Source organism: Aestuariirhabdus sp. LZHN29 (assembly GCF_049985285.1).
Taxonomy (GTDB): Bacteria; Pseudomonadota; Gammaproteobacteria; order Pseudomonadales; family Aestuariirhabdaceae; genus Aestuariirhabdus.
In genome coordinates this window covers 313,011-330,724 of record NZ_JBNIEU010000001.1, presented here as the reverse complement: position 1 = coordinate 330,724, position 17,714 = coordinate 313,011, and the positions used below count along the sequence as shown (strand labels likewise).

The following is a 17,714-nucleotide window of genomic DNA, read 5'->3' as shown; positions in this document are numbered from 1 at the left end:
CTTCCCCTAGATCTCTTCGTTCAGTACCAGTGCCAGCAATGCTTCGCGGGCGTAGACCCCGTTTTGCGCCTGCTCGAAATAGTAGGCGTAGGGGGTGCGATCCACCTCCACGGCGATCTCATCGACGCGGGGCAGGGGATGCAGGATTTTCAGGTTATCCTTCGCGCCCTCCAGGGTATCGAGGGTGAGGATGTATTTGGCCGCCATGTGTTTGAATTCGGTTTCGTCGAATCGCTCTTTTTGCACTCGGGTCATATAGATGATATCGGCGTCACCGACCACCTCTTCGATGCTGTCCAGTTGGGTGTAACTGATCCCTTTTTCATCGAGCTCATCGGTGAGGTACTCGGGCATCCCCAGGGGTTCGGGTGAGATAAAGGAGAAACGGCAACCGAAAGCGGACAGTGCCTGGGTCAACGAGTGCACAGTACGGCCGTATTTTAAGTCACCCACGAAGGCAATATGCAATCCGTCCAGAGTCCCCTGGCACTCGTAGATGCTGAACAGGTCGAGCAGGGTCTGGGTGGGGTGTTGGTTGGAGCCGTCCCCGCCGTTGATTACCGGTACCGAGGAGAACTCGGAGGCGAGGCGCGCCGCGCCCTCCTGGGGGTGGCGCATAACCAGGGCGTCGGCATAAGAGGTGATCACCTTGACCGAGTCGGCCAGGGTTTCGCCTTTTTTCGCCAGCGAGGTGTTGCCGCCGCTGTCGAAACCGATGAAGGTGCCGCCGAGGCGTTGAATGGCGGTTTCGAAGGAGAGCCGGGTGCGGGTGGATGCTTCGAAGAAGCAGCTGGCGATCACCTTGCCCCTGAGTAGTTCCGGGTTCGGGGTGCCTTTAAGCTGGGTGGCGGTTTTAACGATCAGCTCCATCTCCTCCCGGCTGAGGTCGGGAATCGAAATAATGTTTTTCTGGTAGAGGGGGTTGGCCATGTTTCTAACTCACTCTCGCGGGTCGTGTTTAAAAAGCAAAAAAAAGCCCCTGGACAAGGGGCTTTTACAGAATAGGATAATGACGGAGAACAACGACATTACGCGCGCGGTTATCGCGCTGGCGGCATCGGATGGTGTGATGTCGTGTCATTGAGTCCCTGATTACTGTTTGTGTTGCGTTGGGGTACATGCGCAAAAACTGGCGAAATTGTACTCCCCCGCAGGCAAACTTCAAGTCAATTTAAGAGCCAGTATAGAGCATCTCCAAGTTATCAGCCTGTCAGGGCCGAGACCTTATAGGTTATGCAATGAGTACGTAGAGCCCCATCACCGCGAACAGACTGGCGGCCACGGCGCGGATAATCCCCAGGGGCAGGCGGTCGGCGGCGAAATGCCCGAGTATCACTACCGGCACGTTGGCCAGCAGCATGCCAATGGTGGTGCCGGCAATGACCATCAGGGTATCGCTGTATTGTGCGGCGAGGGCAACGGTAGCGACCTGGGTCTTGTCGCCAATCTCGGCGAGGAAGAACAGAACCAGCGTCGCTCCGAACGCACCGTAGCGGTAAAACCCGGAATCCTCGTCATCCATCTTGTCGGGAACCAGGGTCCAGGCGGCGATAGCCAGAAATGAGAGGCCGAGAACCCAGCGCATGATATCTGCGGGGACCTGGGCACTGACCCAGGCGCCGACCGCAGCTGCCAGCGCGTGGTTAGCAACGGTCGCAACCAGGATGCCGAAGACGATCGGCCAGGGTTGGCGAAAACGTGCGGCCAGCAACAGTGCGAGCAGTTGTGTTTTATCACCGATCTCGGCCAGGGCCACGATCAGGGTGGAGATAGATAGGGCTTCCATAGGGTTTCCTGTAGGCGGGAGTGAGAACCATGTGACACCACAACTCTCCCGCCGGTGAGTTGCCGTATCACAAGTCTCGTCAAATACACTGTATTGCAACGACCATGGCGCAATGTGGCACCAACTATGTTGACCGTTGCCTCGGCAGGACCGAGCGACTACTCCCCTGAGATGGCAGCGATTCTAGCAACTGATTCTATGGATGTCTTGGGGCTGCATCAATAATTTGAGCGCACCCAAGATACGCAGAGAAGGCGTCAGGCTTTTTCATCGGGCAGGGTGTATACCCGCACCATATCGCGTTTGCCACGAATGGCGATCTCCCCGAGTTCTCGAAACTGCTGCCCTGAAATCTGCTGGACGCAGGACTCGGACAGCAGGATGCGGGTGCCGTACTCTTTGTTGAGGGCCTCCAGGCGGGATGCCAGGTTTACCGCATCGCCGTGTACGGTGTAGTTCTGGCGTTGGGGGGCACCGACGTTACCGGCAACGACATCACCACTGTTGAGGCCGATCCGGCAGCGCAGTGATTGCCGGTTGAACTGCTCCTGCCGGGTGCGCGCGAGAATGTTGCGTGCGGCATTGAGAGCCCGGGCAGCATGGTCGGGCTGTGGGTTGGGAATATTAAAGATCGCCAGCACCGCATCCCCCTGGAACTGGGTGATGATTCCCCCCTGACGCTCCAGCTCTTCGGCGACCATGGAAAAAAAAGCGTTAAGGGTCGTAATGAGCTCTTCCGGTGTGAGTCGTTCAGAGAGGCTGGTAAAGCCTTCGAGGTCGATAAAGAAGATGGTCGCCAGTTCGTGCTGGGGGGCGAGCTCGCCGCCGTCGCGCAATAGCTGGCGGGCGATATCCTTTGGAACATACTGGCCAAACAAACTGCGCATCTGCTGGTTTTGCTTCAGTCCATCGGTCATGCGGTTATAAGCGTCGGCAACCTGATCAAACTCGACGATGGAGCTGGCAGGCATCGGCCCCAACTGATCCAGTTCGGACTCACGAATCGCCTCAAAGCCCTGGGCGATACTGGAAAAGCGACTGCCCAGGCGGCGACTGAAGAGCCAGCACAGGCCGACGAACAGCAGCAGCATTAACATGCTGAACAGCACCTGCAAAAACAGCGCGTTGCGCTCCTCCTTGAGCTGCTCCCCGGAGACGACCATACCGAGGGTGATGGGCACTTCAGAATACGCCTGTGTCTCGGAATAGATATAGATCCAGGTTTCGTCGCCGAAGTGCAGCGTATGGCTGTTCATCCCCCTGGGCAATTTCATGTCGTTGGGTTTTCTCTGGGGAGACCAGATCAACTTAAGGGGGTTGTTTTCCAGCGCCGACAGATTCATCAGTGGCTCGCGCTGGGTATAAACGACATCGGGCACAGGGAAGGTGGAGGCGAGAATTCTATTGCGTCCAAGCAACATGAAGATATCGGAGTGTTCGCCGGAGAGTTGCGAAAGATGCTCGTTGAGGCGCGTGATGTCGATCGCAGTGAGTAGCATCCCTTTGCGACCATCGGGCAGGTACACCATGCGACTCACCGGAATAACCCGCACGTTGTTCGAGGTCAGTTGGGGATCGCCCCATATTGCCTGTTGGATGCGGTCGGGGGTGGAAAAATAGGGCTCGAGGGTTTGGGGTTTGCTCCAGTGAGAGGTGAAACTCTCGGCATCATTCCGGTGGAACACCTGCATTTCGTATCGGTCGTTGATATACACCATGCCATACACTTGCGCCAGTGCCGATAGTGACCCCGACAGGGTGGCCTGCATCGCCGCCGGCTCTTCTGGAGAGATCTGCCCCTTTTCGATCAGTTGGGCAATATAGTCGAGTTGGCTATTGACCGGCTGCAGGTAGTTTCTAAGCTGCTCCTGAAGACTGGTCAGCGCTACGTAGCCGAGCTGGCTCATTAAACTGGTTGTGTTATTACGCGTGGCGTTGACGCCGATAATCGAGACGGTAGTCACCGCTATGATCATCAGCAGTCCGAAGCCAAAGCTCAGCAGGGTGGTGATGGACAGTTTGCGGGACATAGTCACCCGAAAAGTAGGAGGTTCTGCGCCCATTATAGGCACAGAACCCTGACGAATCACCGTTACTTAAGTGGAGGTCAATGGTTTGCTCACCCGGTCAAGCAGGTACACCACCGAGTGGTATGGAATTTCACTGTGGTGGGACAGGCCTATTTCGCAGGTGCGGCTGGTGGAGACGCCTTCACGGCAATCGGCGGGGAGCTGGCCCTTTAGCGACGCCAGCGCCGCGGCGTTTAACTCAGGAAGTGAGAAACCCTTGTCACCTGCAAATCCGCAGCAGGTGATGTTTTCCGGAATAAATATGGATTTGGCGCAGCGCTGTACCAGGGCCGTTAACTGATTGGCGTGCCCCAGTCGCTGGGTGCTGCAGGTTATGTGTACCGCAATGGTTTCATCGACCGGCTCGATCTGCAGTCGCTGCAACAGGTAGCGGTCAATAAACTGCAAGGGTTCGAACAGTTGCAAACGCTCGTCCATAAACCCGTTTTTAGCACGCAGCACGCAAGGGCTGGTATCGCAATAGATGGGGTATTCCCCGTTATTGCTGGCGCTTAGCATCGCCTGTTGCCACTGCTCCAGCTTCTCGTTCGCTTGTTGATGCATCCCCTTACTGGCGAAGGGCTGGCCGCAGCACAGCGATGCCAATTGAGCGGGAATGATCACAAAGAAGCCGGCTTTGTTCAGCAGTGCGATGGTTTTTTGGGTCAGGGGTGTGCTCTCGGTTTCGCCCCGTGCCGGCCCCATGACCTGACTTGCGCAGCTGGGCAGGTAGACAACACGCGGCGCGTCGTCGGCAATGCCCTGATTGAAGGCGGGCTGTTTTGAGATCGCCGGTGCAGCCGTTGGCATAGCCGGTGTCCATTGCTGCACGACACCACCGCTTATTTTACGCGCGGTTGTGGTCGCCCGAGTCATCAGTTTGGTTCCCAGCGCCCCATGTACGGCATTAGCCACGCCGAGGGTTGTACGGGTAGCGCCACTGACCGTGGCAAAGTGATCTGCCAGCCACTGCGCCTTGCTCTCATGATGATGGTTGCGTTGCTGGCGCAACTTGAGCGTGAGCTCACCGGTATTGATGCCGACAGGGCAGCGCAGCGAGCAGAGTCCGTCCACGGCGCAACTGTCGATCCCCTGATGCTGGTAGTCGTTGAGCAACCGCTTAAGGCGCTCGGGGTTGGTGCCGCTGCGAGTCAGACTCTGAATCTCCCGCCATACCACGATGCGTTGGCGCGGAGTAATACTAAAACTGGCCGCAGGACAGACCGCCTCGCAAAAGCCACATTCGATACATTTGTCGATAATCTCATCGGCGGCGGGAAGCTGCTTCAGGTCTTCGAGGTGGGCGTGGGGGTTATCGTTAATGATGACCCCGGGGTTGAGTAAACCGGCAGGGTCGAATAGTTTCTTGATCTGCTGCATTAGCGCGTAGGCATCGTTTCCCCACTCGAGTTCCACATAGGGTGCCATGTTGCGCCCTGTGCCGTGCTCCGCTTTCAGGGAACCGCCATACTCCACCGCTACCAGTTGTGCGACCTCATCCATAAACCCGCTATAACGTGAAACTTCCTCGTCGCTGGAAAAATCCTGGGTAAAGACAAAGTGCAGGTTGCCCTCCAGCGCATGGCCAAAAATAATCGCTTCGTTGTAGTGATATTTTTGAAACAGGGCTTCCAGTTTACGGACACCTTCGGCCAGATTTTCGATGGGAAAGGCGACATCCTCGATGATCACCGTGGTGCCGGTTTCGCGTACGGCGCCCACCGCAGGGAAGAGCCCTTTACGGATCGCCCAGAGTTTGCCGAACTGAAGCGGATCATCGGTAAAATCGATCGATTGCAGCTGCTCGAAGGCCGCAAGGGTGCCGGTGATGGTCTCAATCTGTTGTTGGAGTTTATGCGGGCTGTCGGCGCCGGCTTCGATCAGCAGCGCGGCGGCATCGGGGCCAAGGCTTTCAATAAAGTCAGGCATCCCCGGTTTGCCCTGCACGCTGGAGAGTGCGCGGCGATCCATCAGCTCAACCGCAGATACCGGAGCCGTCTTTACTGCGGCAACCGCCTGGCAGGCGATCTCTACGTTGGGAAAGAGAACCAGGCTGGAGGCTTTGTGGCTGGGTTCAGGGACGGTGTGGTAGCTGATCTCGGTCATGCAGCCCAGGGTACCTTCGGAGCCGATCATCAGGTGTTGCAGGATGTCGATGGGGTCGTCGAAGTCGAGCAGTGCGTTAATGCTGTAGCCGGTGGTGTTTTTGAGCCGGTATTTGTGGCGGATTCGGGCGGCCAGCTCATCGTTGTTCCGGGTTTGTTGCGCCAGTGCCCTTAGGCCGTCGAGCAGTTCTCCGTGGCTGTGGCGAAAACCATCTCGACTAAGTTCGTTACGGGTGTCGAGCAGCGTTCCATCGGCGAGTATGATTCGCATCCCCGCCAGAGTGTGGTAGCTATTGTGCGCGGTGCCGCAGCACATGCCGCTGGCGTTGTTGGCGGCGATGCCACCGATTTTGCAGCTGTTGATCGAGGCCGGGTCGGGGCCGATTTTTCTTCCCAACGGTGCCAGCCAGGCGTTGGCCTGAGCGCCGATAACGCCCGGTTGCAGGTGGATTAACTGGCCGTCCTGTTCGATGCGGTGATTCTGCCACTGCTTGCCGAGGCGAATCAGGATCGAGTCGCTGATCGCCTGCCCGGAGAGACTGGTGCCCGCCGCACGGAACGTAACGGGCAGTTGGAGCTGTCTGGCCTGCTCCAGCAACAACTGGATCTCCTCCTCGCTATCGGCCTCCACCACAATTTTTGGCGTCAGCCGGTAAAAGCTGGCATCGGTGCCGAATGCCAGTGTGCGCAGGGGATCGGTAATCAGGCGGGCTTCGGGAATGGTGTGGTTAACACGATGGTAAAAATCGTGGTACGCAGCCGGTAGGGATTCATGCATGGCTTAAAACTTTTCCAGATCGTTGATTAGCAACACCACCAGCTCTTTGGGTCCGTGGGCACCATAGGCGAGAGTTTGTTGTATATCCGCGGTTTTTGAGGGGCCGGATATGAGGAGCGCATTGGTGGGCAGTTGGCCCTTCCAGTTCTCCTGTTCCATCACTTCGGCAAAGCTATTATGGATAGTCGATGCACGTAGCAGAATAAAGTGAACGGGGGGGACCAGCGAAGTCAGGCGCGGTTCCTGCGGGGTTGGCCACACAATAATCGAGCCGGTTGCGGCGATGCCTCCACGGGACCCGGTCAGCCCTGCAGCGGTATGGTGAAACAGAGCTTCTTTGTGTTGCTCGATCGGGCGTTGGGCATCGTCGATCTGTGGCGCCCCTTCAATCGATTGCCAGGTGTCGAGCAGTTTCTGGCCATGGGGAGTGCTGGTACCGACCAGTAGATTGCCCAGCTGTTTCTGCTGCATGAGCGCTAATAGCTGTTGTGGCCATTGCTGCTCGTCGGTGGCGTGCACCTCGGTGTATACCGCCTGCATCATCTCGGTGAGACGGCGCACGCGTTCGGCAGGGCTGTACTGATAACGCTCGGTCACTACGCGGCGGTCTTCGTGCTCGCGGTGCAGTTCGTCGGCGCCGCTTTGTCTCAGTGCAGAGGAGAGACGCCCTAGAATTCGGTCACGATGGCTCATGATGCCTGGCGCTCCTTTACGAGTTGGTGCAGGGATTTGGTAGCCGGTTGTGGCAGCGTGCGCGCCTGCCCCCAGGGGGTGATGCGACGAGGCATCAAACGGCCGAAGGTGGTAGCCAATCGGGTGAACACAGAGTAAAGCATGGGACGGCCGTAGATCGTTGCCCATGTGCTCCAGAGGGCGTTTTCCCAGCGGCTGTACTTGGCACCCTGTCCTTTCAGCCCGGGGTGCGTAGCGGTCGGTCGATGGACCGACTCCTGTCGTAACCGTAGCAGAATGTCTGGAATCGGAATTTTCACCGGACACACCTCTCCACAGGCGCCGCACAGGGAAGACGCGCCAGGCAAGTCGCGTGTTTCTTCCAGTCCGAGCAGGTGGGGCGAGATAATTTTGCCGATCGGCCCAGGGTACACTGTACCGTAGGCATGGCCGCCAACGCGGGTGTAGACCGGACAATGATTGATGCAGGCACCACAGCGGATGCAGTTGAGAGTATCGCGTAGATCGGTGTCGGCGTAAGCCTGGGAACGCCCGTTATCGAGCAGCACCAGATGGACCTCGCGGGGACCATCCTGCTCACCCTCTTTGCGCGGCGAACTGATCATATTGAAATAGGTGGTGATCGCCTGGCCGGTTGCCGAACGGGTCAGCAGGCTCAGTAGTGGGGGCACATCTTCCAGCAGTTCCACCACCTTTTCGATGCCGGTAATTGCGATATGCACATCGGGAACGGTGGTGCTCATGCGCCCGTTGCCCTCATTCTCCACCAGACAGAGAGTACCTGTTTCCGCGACAGCGAAGTTCACCCCCGATACACCAACATCCGCTTCGTAGAAAACTTTGCGCAGCGCCTTGCGGCCGGTCTGTATCAGGAAATCGACATCTTCGTTGTACTCGGTACCCGGGATGTGTTGTTCGAAGAGCTGCGCAACGTCCTTTGCACTTTTGTGGATGGCGGGCATTATAATATGCGATGGTTTCTCATTATCGAGCTGAATAATGTATTCGCCCATATCGGATTCGATACAGTCGATATCGCGCGCCTCGAGATAGTGATTCATCTCGACCTCTTCGCTGACCATCGACTTTCCCTTAACGACCTTGCGCGCATTGTGGGTCGCCATCAGGCTATGAATTACCCGATTGGCCTCTTCGGCGGTGTCGGCCCAGTGTACCTGAATGCCATTGGCGATAAGGTTACGTTCAAGTTGTTCAAGCAAAGTTGGAAGCTTGGACAGTGCACGGCTGCGGATACGATTACCGAGTCGCCTCAAGTGCTGCAACTCGTCTTCGTCGTCGAATACACCTTTGCGTTTATCGATTAAAAAATCCATTGCGCCGCGGAAGTTTTTGCGGAGTTCGGGGTCGTTTACGGCCGCAGTTGTGCGTTCGCTGAATGTGCTGGTTGCGATAATTTCGCTCATGATGCACCCCCGCAGCGCTGGTTGAGGTAGCTGGCCAGGTGAATGCCTCGCAGCGGGCTCTGTTTGGCTTCGAGTTTGCCATTGATATTCATCAGGCAACCATAGTCGGCGCTAACCAGCAGTGCAGCATCGGTTTTTTCCAGCGACTCCGCCTTATCCTCCACCATGGCGCCGGAGATCTGTGGGTGGCGCACCGAGAAGGCGCCACCAAAACCACAGCACTCCGACTCGTGATCCTGCTGCGCAACCTCCACTGCGCTTAACTGCTCCAGCAGTGCGCGACCGCTGAGGTGGGTGTTCATCTCGCGGCGAGCCGTGCAGGAGGTGTGGAGCACCACGCGCTCCGGGGCTCCGCTGTCGGTGAGACGGATACGGAGTACGTGCAGGAGGAATTCGCTGAACTCGAAAATTCGCTCACCCAGCTCAATCGCTGCCGAGGCTTCGGGCTCGCCGGTAAACAGCGTTGGATAGTGGTGGCGCATCATGCCGCCACAGGAGCCCGAAAGGACCACCACCGGCCAGGGTTCATCGAACAGCGCCAACTGGCTGCGGGCCACATCTCGTGCCTGCTCGGTGTAGCCCGAGGTGTAGGCGGGTTGGCCGCAGCAGCTTTGCTGTTCACGGAAAATGACCTCAACACCCTGGGACTCGATCAGTTCGATCGCGTCGATGCCCGCTTGCGGTGCCAACAGGTCCACCACGCAGGTTCCGTACAGGTAGACCTTTTGAGGCTTGGTGGGGTATTCCCTGTCCACTACAGGCGCCGGTGAGGGTGACGCATCCATGGCGTTATGGAACTGGTTATCAGGACTCATGGGGAGGTGGCCTCGAATTATTGTTGTATCGGCAAAGGTTGTAATTAATGGTAATACCACTTTACCTTGTGCGAATACCCACTCTACGCCCGGGCAGAAAAAGCTGTCAATAAGACCTCGGTCGCTGTGTGTCGTTAGGGCGCATAAGGACCCATTTTTGAATCGCATATAACAGATTAATTATCAGTTTAAACAAGGGGTTATCGGCTCTTTAGGGGGTGGGGTCTCGACGCTTGTCGCCGCCGTTGCGGGGGGCTGTAGGGTCGCGGCGGTGAAGAAATTGGCTTCTGGTAAGACCAAAATAGCACTGTGGGAGCGGGGCGTGGCGGAATAATCAGTAGGGTGGACAGATAACGGGTGAAAGTGGCGGGTCTTGATTGCTCTTTGCTCAGCCAGAATCGCCGCGCACTATTTCGGTATGACCAATGCAGTGGCCAGAATTTCGCAGAATTCGCTATAAGGGGCTGTGTTTAAAGGCATAAATCATTAATCGGTGAAAAGTTGATCTAAGGTGGTTCTTTGCATTAAGGTATGACCAATTACCATTTTGTTCGTCGCCGGAGCCCTGTCATGGAGTCTGCCATCAAACGCCCCAAGCTATCCGACAAGATTGTCGAGAAGCTTGAAACCCTGATTTTGCAGGGATCGATCAAGGCCGGGGAGCGGTTGCCTCCCGAGCGCGAACTGGCCAAGGAGTTTGGTGTGTCACGTCCGTCCCTGCGCGAAGCGATCCAGAAGCTAGGGGCGCGGGGGCTGGTGCGCAGTCGCCAGGGCGGGGGAACCTATGTGGTCGATAACATCGGCACCTCCTTCAGCGACCCCCTGCTGGCCCTGCTCGACTCCCACCCCGAGGTGCACTTCGACCTGCTGGAGTACCGCCATACTATCGAGGGTGATTGCGCTTACTACGCCGCGATGCGGGCCACCGACGAGGACAAGCTGCGTATCCGTGATGCCTACGAGGAGCTGCAACGCTCCTATGAGGAGGAGGAGTTGGAGCGCGAGGCGGCGGCAGACGCCCGCTTTCATCTCAGTATCGCCGAGGCCAGCCATAATATGGTGTTGTTCCATACCGTGAAGGGTTTGTTCGACCTGCTCAAGCACAACGTGATCACCAATATTGGGGGTATGTATGGTCGGCGAGAAACTCGCTACAACCTGAAAAAACAGCACGATGCGCTCTTCGACGCGGTGATTGCCAGTGACCCGGACCGTGCACGCGAAGCGATCCAGGTTCATCTGAGCTACGTCGAGCGCACCCTGGCGGACCTGAAGCGGGAGGAGGAGCGCCTGAATAGGGGAAATGCAGCGCTCGCTCTTTAGTGCCGGATGGACCCGATGGTGCTGCGAGCACCACCATAAACCCCTGTGGTTGGACACGACGATAGATGTTGCTGGCTCTGTTGGCGACGATTGATTAAAATTCGCAGCCTTCCCACTCCTCTATGAACCTCCCCATGCTCGATAAAAGCGCTCTGCAGCAGTTGAAGCAGTTAAAGTCTGATCTCAAAGAAAGCAAACCCACCTTCGATGGCACCGTTGTTGGCAGTCATGGCCGTTTCGGCTTTGTCGCACTCGACAGTGGCGATCGCCTGTTCCTCGTCCCGGACGAGATGGCGCGAGTTTTTCCCGGTGACCGAGTGCGGGTGACCACGGAGCCCTCCGCAAAGAAGCAGGATAACGCCGTACTGGAGGAGTTATTGTCGTCGGATCTGAAGACGTTCTGTGGCATCTATGTGGTTAAGGGTGACACCCATTTCGTGCAGCCCGACCTGGCACGCTTCAGTAACCGATTGCTGTTTGTGCCCCCAAAAGAGCGCGGTGAGTTGAGCGCCGGCGATCTGGTGCGCTGCAGTGTGTTGCGCCACCCGTTCAAGAACGGCAAGGCCCAGGCGGGAATTATCAAGCGCATCGGCTGCCCGGGTGATGCGGGAGTGGAGGAGCGCTTTATGCTGGAGAAATACAATTACCAGCCGCAGTGGTCATCCGCTGTGCAGCAGCAACTGGAGGGCATTACCCCGGACCGGGTTCGCGCCCTTGGTGCGTCGCGCAGCGACGTCACCGCTACTCCTTTTGTTACGATCGATTCCGCCTTTACCCAGGATATGGACGACGCCCTATGGGCCGAGGCATCCGAAGACGGCTGGAATCTATGGGTTGCTATTGCAGACCCCGACGCCTTGATTGAGCCAGGCTCTGCCCTCGATACCGAAGCCGCCCAGCGGGCGACCTCGGTCTACCTGCCCGGCTTTGGTATTCCGATGCTACCGCCGGCTCTGTCGCGGGAGCTTTGCTCCCTGCGCGAGGGGGTCGACCGCCTCGCGCTATTGTGTCGTCTTCGACTCGGTAGTGATGGTGCAATCCTTGATCATAGCTTTGAAAGCGTCAACATGCGCTCCCACGCCAAGCTTAGCTACGACCGGGTCAGTGAGTTGTTTATCGACGGCAACGAAACGGGGTTGGAGGCGTCGGTTGTCGCCTCACTTAATGCGCTTCGGGATGCAACGCGCGCGCTCAATCAGCACCGCCAGCGGAACGCCCTGCTGTTTGAGGATCGTCCTGACTACCACCTCCAGCTCGATGAGAATAAACGCTGTATCGGTATTCGGCGGGTGGATCGAACGCCTGCTCACCTGGTGGTGGAGGAGGCCATGGTGGCCGCCAACCGCTGTGCGGCTGAGTGCATCGCCCGTGCCGGTGTTGATGGCGTGTTTGTCGTCCACCCGGGGTTTCGGCCTGACCGCCATGAAGGGTTACGGCAGTTGTTGAAGCAGGAGTTACCGCACCTCGAAACACTTGATTTAGCCGCCCCTACGGCGTTCAAAACCCTGGTCGACGCAGTGTCCGCCAGCGGTGTACCGCTGCGCCCGTTGATAAGTAAAATGCTGGCGCGCAGCACCTTCGAGCGCCGCGCCGCACCCCATAGCGGCATGGGGCTGGAGCAGTATACGACCTTCACCTCGCCAATTCGCAAGTACAACGATCTGGTGGTTCATCGCCAGATCAAGGCGTTATTGGCGGGCCAGACCCCGGCAGAGCTTAGCGATGACGCGTTGCAGGCGTGGCAGCAACAGCATCAGCGGGCACGCAGCGCCAGCAATGAGTTGGAGCACTGGTACATGTGCCTCTATATAAGCCAGCAAGAGCCCGCAGCCGAATACACTGCCACGGTTGTGCAAGTGCACTCCGGTGGCCTCAACCTGCGATTGGATGCGCTCGGTGTAGAGGGGCAGGTGGATCTACGCAAGGCCAGGAAGAAATACAGCTTTGATCCGCTGTTGCAGGTCCTCAGCGCCGGAGCGGAGCGCTACCAGTTAGGCGATGCCCTGAAGGTGCGGGTGAATCGTTGCGCGCTGGAAGAGTGTAAGCTCTATTTCGAGCCGGTGGTGGAGACGCAGGCCGAGGCCTAGTCGGTCCCCCTGACCCCGTGGCATACCGCACATCCTTGTGCATTCGCCGCTCCTGGTCATCCCTGACCCCGCGGCATACCGCACATCCTTGTGCATTCGCCGCTCCTGGTCATCCCTGACCCCGCGGTATACCGCACACCCTTGTGCATTCGCCGCTCCTGGTCATCCCTGACCCCGCGGTATACCGCACATCCTTGTGCATTCGCCGCTCCTGGTCATCCCTGACCCCGCGGTATACCGCACATCCTTGTGCATAAAAAAGGCGCCGACCTTTCGGTGGGCGCCCTCGCTTGTGCGTGGAATCCGATCAGAAGTTATATAGCATCCCCAGGGTAAAACTCTGCACTTTACTGTCGTAGAAATCGATATTGGAGTCACTTTCATAACTGGTGGCGGCTGCCATCACACGCCAGTCTTTCCAACCCATCGGCTCGTTGTAAAACGCCGTGACGTTGGCGCCGACGATATCGTCGTCACGTTTTTTGAAACCAAATGCGGAGATGGGGTTATGTTTGTCAAACTCCTCTGATCCTGCATAGAGGTGGGCTTTCAGGTTCCATTGGCTGGAGCCGCTATACAGATAGCCGAGCTGCACACCGGTGTCCTCGCTTCTCATGGCACCACCATCGCGATCGCGATCGGTGTAGCGCAGTGCGGGTATGAGGGTATGGCCATCGGCGATCTTCCAGCGATAGAGCAGTTCGCTGGAGGTATCGTCACCATCGCGTTTGAGCAGGTTTCGATTAGCGGCGCTCAGGCCCAGGGCGGTGCCACTGAACTCGTCATCCACATCAACGTCCCTGAAAGAGATTTGGCCATCAAAGTTACTGCCCAAAATACCGTCCCAGCTGAGCAGGACGCCATCGCTGGTCTGGTCGGTATCAGAGCGCTTCACGCCCGTTTGGTAAGGGTCTTTCCACACCTGGATCGGGAACGACGACAGCATGTAGGCGGCGCCTATGGTGCCGCTATTGCCCACCTCCTGGCGCACACCGATCAAGGTCGCCGCGTCATAGCGCAAGGCATCGATCATGGTGTTACCGACAAAAACCTGGGTACGGGTATCGGCCCAGGTATAGCGTATCTCGCCGGTGAAAAAACCGGAGCTGTCGCTTTCTGATGAGGGCGAGCTGGTAAGGTTTTTGGCGCGTTTATTATCAAAATCCGTGAGGCTGGTGCCGTGTATCATGTTGCTTTCAAGCTTGCTGGATGCAGCCCCGAAGCCAACATAGCCACTGATTCCCGACTCTTGGGGAATAGGGGTGGCGAGGGCAGTGCCGGATGCCAGCAGGGTCAAACAGCTTAAGGTGGTCATCGAACGCAAAATCATAGAAATAACCTCTGTTTTTCTAGGGATTAGCGCGGCTGTAACGCTGAGCTACAGAATATGCCAATGTTCTGACATTACAAGTTTTGTCGGTATATGTCATGGCAAAGTGCCCCTGCGTTGCCGGTGCTCGGACCAAGCTGAATCCTACGCCGTGCTTTTTTCGGTTGCTGCGTCAGGGTCCGCAGACCGGCTGACGAAAGATGCTGGAAACGGCTCGGCACAAATCCTACTATGGTAGTCGGATAAGCTGGGGGTGACGAGATCCCCGATGGCAGGCAGGTGGCACCGCCAATACAATAATAACAATGCCACCCCAAGGAGAGAGCGGATGCGAGTGATTGCTATGGCCGGTGTCGCCGGTTATCGATGCTGCCACGACTGCGCTAAACGAGCAGGATGGATTGGGCGGGTAGCCCGTTCATGAAGGCGTCAGTCGACCTGTTGGCGTTTTTTGGTCGTGCGCTACTGAGTATGCTGGTGACGCCGCAACGGCTGCCGGGACGCAGCTGGCGAGCAGAGCTGGTCTGTAGGATATCGCGTCGGTTACTGCATGCGTCGATGGAGAGGGACGTCGGTTGGTTGCGAGAGCGGCAGAATCTTCTGCGGCACTACCACCCCGCGCAGCGAAAAGTCCGCTTCGAGTCCGAGACCATTGCCGGCGTTCCCTGCCAGTGGTGTGCGTCACCCGGGGCTAATCGGGATTCACCGCTGGTGCTCTATTTCCATGGCGGCGGTTTCGTGATTGGCAATGTTGCCGTTTATCGCCCCATGCTGGCGGCGCTGGCGGTAGCGGGAGATTGCACCCTGCTGGGGGTCGATTACCGCCTGGCCCCCGAACACCCGCTACCGGCGGCGCAGGAGGATTGCCTCGCGGTGTGCCGCGCGATGCTGGACCGCTATCCCGCTCGGCCGTTAATTCTCGCGGGAGACTCGGCCGGCGGCTCACTCTGTCTGTCCACGCTGGTTGCCCTGCGCGATGAGGGGCGCACCGTGGCCGGGTCACTGTTGATCTCCCCTCTGTGTGAGCCGGGAGCGACCGATCCATCGATGACCCGGAATGAGAAAACTGACCTGCTGAGCCAGCCGCTAACCGAGCACTGGGCGAGCCACGCAACGGCGGGCAAGCCGACACCGGAGCAGCTGTCGCGGCTTGATTTCATGAGCGCAGACCTGGGCAGTTTGCCCCCCCTGTGCATACAGTCGGCCGAGGGAGAAATTCTTTTCGACCAGATCGAGCGGTTCGCTATGCGGGCAAAAGAGCAGGGCGTCGATGTTGATTACCAGCCTACGCCAGGACAGTTCCATGTTTTTCAGATATTTGCCCCCCTGGTGCCGGAAGCCAATATTGCGATCGGGAAGTTGGGCAGCGCCATAAAAGCAATGACACAACGGAGTATATGAGCATGTTTCAGTTGTTTATCAATTTTAGCCGGGTCGGGGTGTTGGGACTCTGGGCGATCTACCTGCTTGGTTTTGTGATCGCCTACCCGGCCCCCTGGAATGCCATCGTATTCTGGGGCGGTATCGTTTTGTTTGCGGCGCACTTGATGGAGTACCTCGCACTGCGCTCGAAGATCACCTCGGCAGGTGGGGATGGCTCTGGCGGCCTGATCGGCACCCTGGTGTTTGGCTACGGTTACTGGTTGCCCCTATTGCGCAAGTAGACCCGCCCCCGATTATATGACCCCGGAGAACGACGATGAGTCAAAGTAAAAAAAGAGATCCCCGGGTGGTGATCATCGGCGCCGGCATGACCGGCATCCTCATGGTTATCAAGCTACGCGAAGCAGGCATCCATGAGATCACCGTGCTGGAGAAAGGGGCAAGCGTCGGGGGAACCTGGCGCGACAACCGCTACCCCGGATTGGCCTGCGATATCCCGGCGCATATGTACACCTACGCCTTTGAACCCAATCCGGAGTGGGAGTATCGATTCGCACGGGGGCCGGAGATTCGTCGCTATTTTGAGCGGGTGGCGGACAAGTACGATGTGCTGCGCGATGTTCGCTTCAACGAGGCGGTGGAATCCTGCGTCTACACCAATGGGGTCTGGCAGCTGAAGACCAGCAAAGGTGCTGAGCTCGAAGCCGATATCGTGATCGGCGCGACTGGAATATTGCACCATCCCTCGTATCCGGATATTGCCGGACTGGAGCAGTTTGCCGGCGATCAGTTTCACACCGCGCGCTGGCCGGACAAGCTTGACCTGAAGGGCAAGCGGGTGGGGATCATCGGCACCGGGTCGACCGCCGCCCAGGTGATACCCGAACTGGTGGAGGAGGCGGAGCAGGTGGTGGTGTTTCAGCGCACACCCCAGTGGATCTATCCGGCACCGGACCGCGAATACGATGAGGAGCTGCGCGCCAAAGTACGCAAGAATCCGCGCCTCGCCCGCCGCGCTTATCGCTGGTACACCCGGGCGATCGAGCTGTTCTTCTCCCGCGCGGTGATCGGCCAGAAGATCCCCCATCTGCTGATGAGCTGGGCCTGCAAACAGCACCTTAAACGATCGGTAAAAAACCTCGAACTGCGCGAAAAATTAACCCCGGACTACACCGTGGGCTGCAAGCGGGTGATCGTATCCACCAAATTCTATGACGCGATCCAGCAGCCCAACTGCACGTTGGTGACCGAGGGCATCGAGCGGGTGGAGTCCAAGGGGGTCGTCAGCGGCGATGGCCAGTGCCACGAGCTGGATGTGTTGGTGTTGGCAACCGGCTTTCACCCCTTCAACTTTATGCGCCCCATGGAGCTGATCGGGCGCGAGGGGTTGCACATCAACCAGGCCTGGGAGAAGCGGGTGCAGGCGTACCGCTCACTGCTGATTCCCGGCTTTCCCAACTACTTCCTCATGCTCGGCCCCAATACGCCCATCGGCAACTTCTCGGTGATCGCCATGAGCGAGGTGCAGAGTCAGTATGTGTTGCAGCTGATCGATCGCTGGCGCAGGGGTGAAATGCAGGAGATCGAGGCAACGCCGGCGGCGACCAAGCGCTTCAACGACTACCTGCGTGGCGGCATGGCGAAGACCGTCTGGGTTGGCGGCTGCAACAGCTGGTACCTCGACAACGAAGGCGTGCCGGCGATGTGGCCCTATACCTGGGGGCAGTGGGTCGAGGAGATGTCGGCTGTGCAGCTGGCCGATTTCACCGAGGGCTCCCGGACCTGAGCCCATGGGCAAGATCTTGCTGAGCGGGTTTTGGCCCATCAGCAAGATCTTGCCGATGGGCGTCATAGGGCGATTATAGAGTTCACCTTTTTCTTATTATTATCAACTGGTTATGTCGATTTGGTGTTTCTGGCA

13 protein-coding genes are annotated in these 17,714 nt (G+C 57.8%); 5 read left to right on the top strand and 8 right to left on the bottom strand.

The window, feature by feature from the left end:
* Positions 1 to 6 precede the first annotated feature (6 nt).
* The 7 genes from pyrB to ACP3PW_RS01510 all read right to left on the bottom strand — a co-directional run bounded on the left by pyrB (position 7) and on the right by ACP3PW_RS01510 (position 9,670).
* Entirely contained in the window at positions 7 to 930 is a 924-nt protein-coding gene (gene pyrB / locus ACP3PW_RS01540; protein ID WP_426414891.1) for an aspartate carbamoyltransferase, read from the bottom strand.
* A 301-nt stretch (positions 931 to 1,231) separates the two neighbouring features.
* Positions 1,232 to 1,786 (bottom strand): TMEM165/GDT1 family protein, encoded by a 555-nt coding sequence (locus ACP3PW_RS01535; protein ID WP_426414890.1) that lies wholly within the window; start codon positions 1,784 to 1,786, stop codon positions 1,232 to 1,234.
* 257 nt (positions 1,787 to 2,043) lie between these two features.
* Positions 2,044 to 3,816 (bottom strand): adenylate/guanylate cyclase domain-containing protein, encoded by a 1,773-nt coding sequence (locus tag ACP3PW_RS01530; protein WP_426414889.1) that lies wholly within the window; start codon positions 3,814 to 3,816, stop codon positions 2,044 to 2,046.
* A 66-nt stretch (positions 3,817 to 3,882) separates the two neighbouring features.
* Positions 3,883 to 6,738, bottom strand: a complete 2,856-nt coding sequence (locus ACP3PW_RS01525; RefSeq protein ID WP_426414888.1) for an FAD-binding and (Fe-S)-binding domain-containing protein — start codon at positions 6,736 to 6,738, stop codon at positions 3,883 to 3,885.
* Between the two features lie 3 nt (positions 6,739 to 6,741).
* On the bottom strand, positions 6,742 to 7,431 hold the full coding sequence (locus tag ACP3PW_RS01520; protein ID WP_426414887.1) for a LutC/YkgG family protein: 690 nt from the start codon (positions 7,429 to 7,431) through the stop codon (positions 6,742 to 6,744).
* A complete protein-coding gene (locus ACP3PW_RS01515; RefSeq protein WP_426414886.1) occupies positions 7,428 to 8,855 on the bottom strand; it encodes a LutB/LldF family L-lactate oxidation iron-sulfur protein in 1,428 nt (475 codons plus the stop codon). The genes ACP3PW_RS01520 and ACP3PW_RS01515 overlap by 4 nt, the downstream gene beginning before the upstream one ends.
* Complete coding sequence (locus tag ACP3PW_RS01510; protein WP_426414885.1) at positions 8,852 to 9,670, bottom strand: (Fe-S)-binding protein; 819 nt, start codon at positions 9,668 to 9,670, stop codon at positions 8,852 to 8,854. Before ACP3PW_RS01510 ends, ACP3PW_RS01515 begins: the two co-directional genes overlap by 4 nt.
* Before the next feature lie 570 nt (positions 9,671 to 10,240).
* Here ACP3PW_RS01510 and ACP3PW_RS01505 point away from each other — a divergent pair.
* Together ACP3PW_RS01505 and ACP3PW_RS01500 are read left to right on the top strand one after the other, a co-directional pair.
* A complete protein-coding gene (locus tag ACP3PW_RS01505; protein ID WP_426414884.1) occupies positions 10,241 to 10,993 on the top strand; it encodes an FCD domain-containing protein in 753 nt (250 codons plus the stop codon).
* 134 nt (positions 10,994 to 11,127) lie between these two features.
* Positions 11,128 to 13,080, top strand: coding sequence for a VacB/RNase II family 3'-5' exoribonuclease (locus tag ACP3PW_RS01500; protein ID WP_426414883.1), 1,953 nt, complete (start codon positions 11,128 to 11,130; stop codon positions 13,078 to 13,080).
* Positions 13,081 to 13,387: 307 nt separating this feature from the next.
* On the opposite strand, the gene ACP3PW_RS01495 is transcribed toward ACP3PW_RS01500, so the two are convergent.
* Complete coding sequence (locus ACP3PW_RS01495) at positions 13,388 to 14,410, bottom strand: DUF2860 family protein (protein WP_426414882.1); 1,023 nt, start codon at positions 14,408 to 14,410, stop codon at positions 13,388 to 13,390.
* 420 nt (positions 14,411 to 14,830) lie between these two features.
* On the opposite strand from ACP3PW_RS01495, the gene ACP3PW_RS01490 reads away from it, so the two are divergent.
* Genes ACP3PW_RS01490 through ACP3PW_RS01480 form a run of 3 tightly spaced genes read left to right on the top strand, consistent with a single transcriptional unit; the run spans position 14,831 to position 17,579 of the window.
* Positions 14,831 to 15,811: an alpha/beta hydrolase gene (locus ACP3PW_RS01490; protein WP_426414881.1), complete on the top strand. Its 981-nt coding sequence runs from the start codon at positions 14,831 to 14,833 to the stop codon at positions 15,809 to 15,811.
* 2 nt (positions 15,812 to 15,813) lie between these two features.
* Entirely contained in the window at positions 15,814 to 16,074 is a 261-nt protein-coding gene (locus ACP3PW_RS01485; RefSeq protein WP_426414880.1) for a hypothetical protein, read from the top strand.
* Positions 16,075 to 16,109: 35 nt separating this feature from the next.
* On the top strand, positions 16,110 to 17,579 hold the full coding sequence (locus tag ACP3PW_RS01480) for a flavin-containing monooxygenase (protein WP_426414879.1): 1,470 nt from the start codon (positions 16,110 to 16,112) through the stop codon (positions 17,577 to 17,579).
* The last annotated feature ends 135 nt before the right edge of the window (positions 17,580 to 17,714 follow it).

Coding starts and splice junctions, on each gene's coding strand:
- ACP3PW_RS01505 (WP_426414884.1), top strand. CDS start 10,241: ATGGAGTCTGCCATCAAACGCCCCAAGCTATCCGACAAGATTGTCGAG.
- ACP3PW_RS01535 (WP_426414890.1), bottom strand. CDS start 1,786: ATGGAAGCCCTATCTATCTCCACCCTGATCGTGGCCCTGGCCGAGATC.
- pyrB (WP_426414891.1), bottom strand. CDS start 930: ATGGCCAACCCCCTCTACCAGAAAAACATTATTTCGATTCCCGACCTC.
- ACP3PW_RS01520 (WP_426414887.1), bottom strand. CDS start 7,431: ATGAGCCATCGTGACCGAATTCTAGGGCGTCTCTCCTCTGCACTGAGA.
- ACP3PW_RS01495 (WP_426414882.1), bottom strand. CDS start 14,410: ATGATTTTGCGTTCGATGACCACCTTAAGCTGTTTGACCCTGCTGGCA.
- ACP3PW_RS01500 (WP_426414883.1), top strand. CDS start 11,128: ATGCTCGATAAAAGCGCTCTGCAGCAGTTGAAGCAGTTAAAGTCTGAT.
- ACP3PW_RS01525 (WP_426414888.1), bottom strand. CDS start 6,738: ATGCATGAATCCCTACCGGCTGCGTACCACGATTTTTACCATCGTGTT.
- ACP3PW_RS01515 (WP_426414886.1), bottom strand. CDS start 8,855: ATGAGCGAAATTATCGCAACCAGCACATTCAGCGAACGCACAACTGCG.
- ACP3PW_RS01480 (WP_426414879.1), top strand. CDS start 16,110: ATGAGTCAAAGTAAAAAAAGAGATCCCCGGGTGGTGATCATCGGCGCC.
- ACP3PW_RS01530 (WP_426414889.1), bottom strand. CDS start 3,816: ATGTCCCGCAAACTGTCCATCACCACCCTGCTGAGCTTTGGCTTCGGA.
- ACP3PW_RS01485 (WP_426414880.1), top strand. CDS start 15,814: ATGTTTCAGTTGTTTATCAATTTTAGCCGGGTCGGGGTGTTGGGACTC.
- ACP3PW_RS01490 (WP_426414881.1), top strand. CDS start 14,831: ATGAAGGCGTCAGTCGACCTGTTGGCGTTTTTTGGTCGTGCGCTACTG.
- ACP3PW_RS01510 (WP_426414885.1), bottom strand. CDS start 9,670: ATGAGTCCTGATAACCAGTTCCATAACGCCATGGATGCGTCACCCTCA.